At 64.4% G+C, this 6029-nt stretch carries 4 protein-coding genes and 1 rRNA gene; 2 read left to right on the plus strand and 3 right to left on the minus strand.

Features of this window, described 5'->3' with window-relative positions; translation table 11 throughout:
* Nucleotides 1-84: ribosomal RNA gene (locus ACOJTD_RS11245) — 16S ribosomal RNA — on the minus strand; the annotation flags it as partial.
* Nucleotides 85-748: 664 nt separating this feature from the next.
* Nucleotides 749-1081, minus strand: a complete 333-nt coding sequence (locus ACOJTD_RS11250) for a hypothetical protein (protein ID WP_420132998.1) — start codon at nucleotides 1079-1081, stop codon at nucleotides 749-751.
* Nucleotides 1082-1344: 263 nt separating this feature from the next.
* On the opposite strand from ACOJTD_RS11250, the gene ACOJTD_RS11255 reads away from it, so the two are divergent.
* Entirely contained in the window at nucleotides 1345-2124 is a 780-nt protein-coding gene (locus tag ACOJTD_RS11255) for a L,D-transpeptidase (RefSeq protein ID WP_420132999.1), read from the plus strand.
* A 102-nt stretch (nucleotides 2125-2226) separates the two neighbouring features.
* Here the strand turns inward: ACOJTD_RS11255 and ACOJTD_RS11260 are convergent, their stop codons facing one another.
* Nucleotides 2227-4512, minus strand: coding sequence for a spermidine synthase (locus tag ACOJTD_RS11260; RefSeq protein ID WP_420133000.1), 2286 nt, complete (start codon nucleotides 4510-4512; stop codon nucleotides 2227-2229).
* A 318-nt stretch (nucleotides 4513-4830) separates the two neighbouring features.
* Here ACOJTD_RS11260 and ACOJTD_RS11265 point away from each other — a divergent pair.
* On the plus strand, nucleotides 4831-6029 hold a 1199-nt coding region (locus tag ACOJTD_RS11265), incomplete at its 3' end, for a phytoene desaturase family protein (protein ID WP_420133001.1).

Consider the following 6029-nt stretch of genomic DNA (forward strand, 5'->3'; position numbering starts at 1 on the left):
GACGTATTGCTACGCCCGTTCGACTTGCATGTGTTAAGCCTGCCGCCAGCGTTCGCTCTGAGCCAGGATCAAACTCTCAAGTTGGACTTGAAACTTTGAACCGGCTGATCACAACGTTTGACGAGGTCCCACCATTGCATCAACCCGAAGGTCGACACTCGTCGCCGCGCTTCACAGCGCAAACGAACATGGTGTTTCCTTGAAACGTGTATCCGCCGAAGTCTTTCGTCCGGCCCCAACCACGCGAAAGCCTAAGCCTTCCCACAGTCGAGACCCGCAAGGACTCCGCCGTCCACGTTTCTCTTTCTTCTTCTCAACTTGTCAAACAGCCCGAGATCCGAAGACCTCTACACCCTTAGGAAGGGTGCCTACCCTACACCGACAATGATAAACGCCAACCGATAACTCTCGGCTGTTGCGTCACTCATCGAAGTGAGGATGCATTCAAAGGCGCCAATTTCTCCCTTGGCCTGAGAGCCAAGAGAGGAAGCCCGACCCGCGGGCAGCGCGTAGATGTGTGTATAGCCCCTCACTTCCGGGGCTGCAAGCGGAAAAATGAAAGTTTCGCGAATTTCTCTGTTCCGCAATCCAGCGCACCAGCGACGCTGCATTCGTCGTCAATCGCGGTCCAGCCGGCGGACATCAGGTCCTGCGCAAGCTCGGCGCTTGGCTTCTCTCGCAATGGGCTTCATCCTGCGAGGCAGCGCGTGAGGCGGACGGCCAAACGCCGCCCGCCTCGTTGAGTTATTTAACGGCAGCGGAAGCGGCCGTGACGATAGTAACCGTGGCAGCGGTGACCTCGGTGATACCGATAGCGTGGGCCATGGTTCGGGATGCCGAGCACGCCGTTCACGGCTCCGACGGCGCCGCCGACACCAGCGCCGATGGCTCCCCCGACCGCGCCACCGATCGGACCTGCCGCGCGATTGCCGCGATAGGCGCCTTCTTCGGCGCCACGAACAATCCCTTGGGAATGACCGGCGGTCGGGATCGCAAGCAGGCTCAGAGCCAATGCGGCCGCAGCCAAAGCCGTCTTCAGAGCCCGCTGATCAAGAACGGCCGCTTTCGTTGTGGTCTTCATTGGAATGCATCCTCCGGATAGTCCCCGCGTGATCGTCGGAGCCGATTTGCGGAGCGTCAACCCACAGTCGCAACTTCGGTTCCATTCGGCCGCGTTTCCGCCTCACCGGCGTCTTCGCGATGCCCGGTCGTCGCGCGATTAACACTACCGGCAGCTTTCCCGCTGCGACGCGCTCGCCTCTGGAAACAAGGCAAGCCGCTGCGCATATTACCGCCGGGGACGGCTCACAACTTGGAAGGACCGGGCCGAGGAGGCCGGAATTCATGCGTACGTATCTCGCTTCCCTCACCGGTCTGATCTTGCTCGCGGCGGCAGGCTCCGCGGAGGCCAAGATCGCCATCACGGTCGACAAGGACAATCAGCAGATGACCGTGGCGGTCGACGGCGTGCCGCGCTACCAATGGCCGGTGTCGACCGGCAATCCGTCTCACGAGACTCCGAATGGCTCCTTCCAGACCTTCCGGATGGAGCCCGATCATTACTCGAAGGAGTTCGACGACGCGCCGATGCCGCACGCGATCTTCTTCACCAAGCGCGGCCACGCCATTCACGGCACGGATTCGGTAAGCAAGCTCGGCGTGCCCGTGTCTCACGGCTGCGTCCGGCTGTCGCGTGAGAACGCGGCCACTCTTTACGCCCTCGTCGAAAAGGACGGCGTGCTCAACACCACCGTGACGCTGACAGGTTCGTCGCAGGTTGCGCTGGCACGGCAACCCGGCAAGGCCAACACCGCGGTGGCCCGCCGCGCCCCGCTGCCGACGCCCACCTATGACGCCGACGGTCAGCCGGTCCAGCTCGCTCCGCCGGCCCAGCCGCGCGTTGCAGGTCCGCAGGTCGCTGACGACGGCTATATCTATCCGGCCGATGGTGACGATGGGCGTCGCTACCCGGCCCCGCCCGGCTATCGCCGCGCGTATGGCCAGCAGCAATATCAGCCGCAATACCAGTATCAGTATTCGGACGACAGTTACGCCCCTCCGGCCTACGCCCCGCGGGGCTACTACCAGCCGCGCGGCTATTACGGCGGCTATTCGGCGTACTGAGCCGCCCAGAGACCGCGACAAGCGTGATGATGCCCGGCCTCGTGCCGGGCATCTGCGTTTGGGACCTTATCCACGCTGCGAGATGGGTTCGACGGGATCCGCCTAGTCTTCCCCCTCGCGGAGCCTTCTCCAGACGGCACCGAGCACGTTGGAGTAATCGTCCGTCCACACCCGCTGGTGCGGACGGGGCTCCGTCAGGGTCCAGTCTTGCGACGAGGCGATGCTGCCGACGTCCTCCGGCTCGCGTGCGGAGACGACCACCGAGGTCGAGAAGATGTATTCGGCGTCGCGATCGGAATCCTCCGAATAGCTCCAGCTTTTGAGCCCGTTGGCAGTGGCAATGCCGACCACCACACTGGTCAGTTCGAGATGCCGGTTCGAAACGTGCATCAGCACGGCGCCGCGCGGCGTCAGCTTGGATTTGTAGATCGCCATCGCCTCACGGGTGGCGAGGTGAATCGGGATCGCGTCCGACGAATAGGCATCGACGATAATCAGGTCATAGGTCCCGTTCGGCTCGTTGGCGAAGGTCAGCCGCGCATCGCCCATCACCGGCTGCAGGTCCGGCGCGCATTTGCTCACATAGGTGAAGTATTTCGGATCGCGCGCGGTATCGACCATGGAGTGGTCGATCTCGAAGAACTTCCAGGTCTCGCCAGGCTGCGACGCGCAGGCCAGCGAGCCCGAGCCCAGCCCGATCACCGCGACCCGCAGCGGCTCGCCCTTGCGGGCGCGGATCGCCGAGATCCCCTGCCCGATGCCACCGCTCTGATGATAATAGGTGATCGGCTCCGGCCGTTCGGTGACCGGCGTGCCGTCGTTGTTCAGCATCTTCTCGGCACCGTGGATCGTCGTGCCGTGCAGCAGCACGTGATATTGGCCGTTCGACGTCACCTGAATCTTGTGGACGCCGAAGAAGCTGCGAACCGTATCGACACGGCCGTCGTCGGATGGATAAAGCCGGATCAGCGCTAGCGCGAGCACGATGGTGGCGAACACCTTCCAGCGACCAGCGCGCAGCACCAGCGCGGCGAATGCCGCCACGGCGGCAACATCGCCGACGATCAGCATGCGGTTGATGCCGATCCAGTCATAGATCTTACCCGAGGCGAAAGCCGGCGCGACCAGCGCCACCGCGAGCGCGGCCAGGAATAACCAGTACCACCGCGTCCATTTCGGCACGCGTTCGATCACGCGCGGCCGGCACAGCACGGCGAGCGCCAGCAGGATCGGATATTCGGCGATCCAGGAGAAACTGTACGGCGCCACAAGACCTGCAAACAGGCCGCCGACCATTCCGCCGAACGACAGCGCAACATAGAAGCCGGTCAGATGGCGGGCGTCCGGCCGGGTCCGCGCCAGTTCGCCATGGCAGGCCATGGCGATGATGAAGAACGAGATCAGATGCCCGGCGAGCATCACCAGCAGATTGGCGGTCCCTGTATACGCCAGCAGGATCGCGATCACCGCAATGGCCAGCGGCTGCAGCCCCAGCATCCATTTGTGCGGCAGCAGGGGCCGCGACTGGAACACCAGCACCCAGGTCAACAGGTACAACGACAGCGGGAGCACCCACAGCAGCGGTGCCGCTGCAACGTCGGTCGAAATATGGGCCGTGACCGCAATCAAAAGGCCCGACGGCACCGCGGCCAGGAACACCCAGCGCGCGCGCAACATCCACGAGGGAGCCACGGCGGCGGCGGTATCGTCGGCAGCGCCGGCACGAATGTCCATTTTCGGCGAACGCAGCAGCAGGTAGCCGCAACCGGCGATCAGCAGGATCAGCAGGCCGTAGCCGCCTGTCCACACCAGGTTCTGCGACCGCAACGTCAGCGTCGGCTCGAGCAGCACCGGATAGGACAGCAGCGCCAGGAAGCTGCCGATATTCGATGATGCGTAAAGAAAATATGGATCCGGGCCGTTCGGATGGCCTGTGCGCACGAGCCAGGCCTGCAGCAGCGGATTGTTGGCGGCCAGCGCGAAGAACGGCAGCCCGATCGACACCGCGAACAGCCCAAGCAGCCAGAACGCGTAGCCGCTCGCCGGCGGCGTGCCCCAGCCGTCGGCGATGGACAGAGGCAGCGTCAGCATGGCGGCGACCAGCAGCACCAGATGGATCGCAACCGGGATCACCCGGTTGCGGAACTGGCTGATGAAGTGCGCGTAGGCATAACCACCGAGCAGCAGCGACTGGAAGAACACCATTGCCACCGACCACACCGCGGGCGAGCCGCCGAGCCGGGGGAGCACCATCTTGGTGAACAGCGGCTGCACGGAGAACAGCAGCAGCGCACTGGTGAAGATCGCGGCGGTGTAGACAATCAGGATCACCCGGTCGCGCGCCTCCGAATTGTGGCGGACGGCGGCGGGCAGCATCGGCTCGGTCATACGGTCTCCAACGTGGACGATCCGGCGAAGCCGGTGCAGACATCTCAAACGCGCGGCCGCCGCAAACACAACGTCCCGGTGGCTGCCTCCGGCGGCGGATCTTGGGCTCGACCATCGCAGAACCGGGCGCCGCCATCCACTCGGATCGCGCCGCCGCGACGTTGTGCCTAGGCCGCCGGGCGCCGGGATGCGCAATGGACAAGTCTCTGATAGACAAGCCGTTGATAAGCAAATCTTTGATGACGGGGTTCGGTTTCAGCGCTGGCGCGCGCCGGAACTCCCAATCAAGCCCCCGCCCCTCGCTCCTCGGTAGTGCCGATGTCCGATCCCGACGTGCTGATCATCGGAGCTGGCCACAATGGCCTCACCTGCGCAGCCTATCTGGCGCAGGCCGGGCTGAAGGTGAAGGTGGTCGAGCGCCGCAGCGTGGTGGGCGGCGCTGCGGTGACCGAGGAGTTTCATCCCGGCTTCCGGAACTCGGTAGCGAGTTACACCGTCAGCCTACTCAATCCCAAGGTGATCGCCGATCTGCGGCTGAACGAGCATGGCCTGCGCATCGTCGAGCGCCGGGCGCAGAACTTCCTGCCCGAGCCGAACGGCAAATATCTGATCACCGGCGCCAAATACACGGCCGCCTCTGTGGCGCATCTCAGCAAGCGTGACTCCGCCCGGATCGACGCCTTCTCGGCAGAGCTGGAGCAGATCGCGGACGTCCTCCGGCACTTCGTGCTGCGCGCGCCGCCCAACCTGGTCGAGCGTTTCGGCGTCGGGGCGATTCGGGAAGGGATCGCTGCGCTCGGTACCGCGAACCGGCTGCGCGCGCTGTCGCTGGAACAGCAGCGATTGCTGCTGGACCTGTTCACCTGCTCGGCCGGCGAAATGCTGGACGATCGGTTCGAGCACGATCTGATCAAGGCGCTGTTCGGCTTTGACGCCATCGTCGGCAATTACGCCAGCCCCTATGCGGCCGGCTCAGCCTACGTGATGCTGCATCACGCTTTCGGCGAGGTGAACGGCAAGAAGGGAGTCTGGGGCCATGCCATCGGCGGCATGGGCGCGATCACCCAGGCGATGGCAGCCGCCGCCCGCGCGGCCGGCGCTGAGATCGAAACGGCAGCCGGCGTGCACGAGGTGCTGGTGGAAAAGGATCGCGTGGTCGGTGTCACGCTCGAGGACGGCCGCACCATCCGGGCCAAATACGTCGCCGCGAACGTCAATCCGAAGCTTCTTTACACGCGGCTGGTGCCGAGAGACGCACTGCCCGACGACTTCCGCCGCCGTATGAAAGCCTGGAAGAACGGCTCCGGCACCTTTCGAATGAACGTTGCGCTGTCCGGCCTGCCCTCGTTCAAGGCACTCCCCGGCAACGGCGACCACCTCACCGCCGGCATCATCCTGGCGCCAAGCCTCGGCTACATGGATCGCGCCTGGAGCGATGCCAAGCAGCACGGCTGGAGCCGCGAGCCGGTGGTCGAAATGCTGATCCCCTCGACGCTGGACGACTCGCTGGCGCCCCC

Source organism: Rhodopseudomonas sp. (genome assembly GCF_048594845.1).
Lineage (GTDB): Bacteria > Pseudomonadota > Alphaproteobacteria > Rhizobiales > Xanthobacteraceae > Rhodopseudomonas.

Bases quoted from the DNA above. Each gene is read 5' to 3' on its own strand.
- ACOJTD_RS11260 (WP_420133000.1), bottom strand. From the start codon at position 4,512: ATGACCGAGCCGATGCTGCCCGCCGCCGTCCGCCACAATTCGGAGGCG.
- ACOJTD_RS11250 (WP_420132998.1), bottom strand. From the start codon at position 1,081: ATGAAGACCACAACGAAAGCGGCCGTTCTTGATCAGCGGGCTCTGAAG.
- ACOJTD_RS11255 (WP_420132999.1), top strand. From the start codon at position 1,345: ATGCGTACGTATCTCGCTTCCCTCACCGGTCTGATCTTGCTCGCGGCG.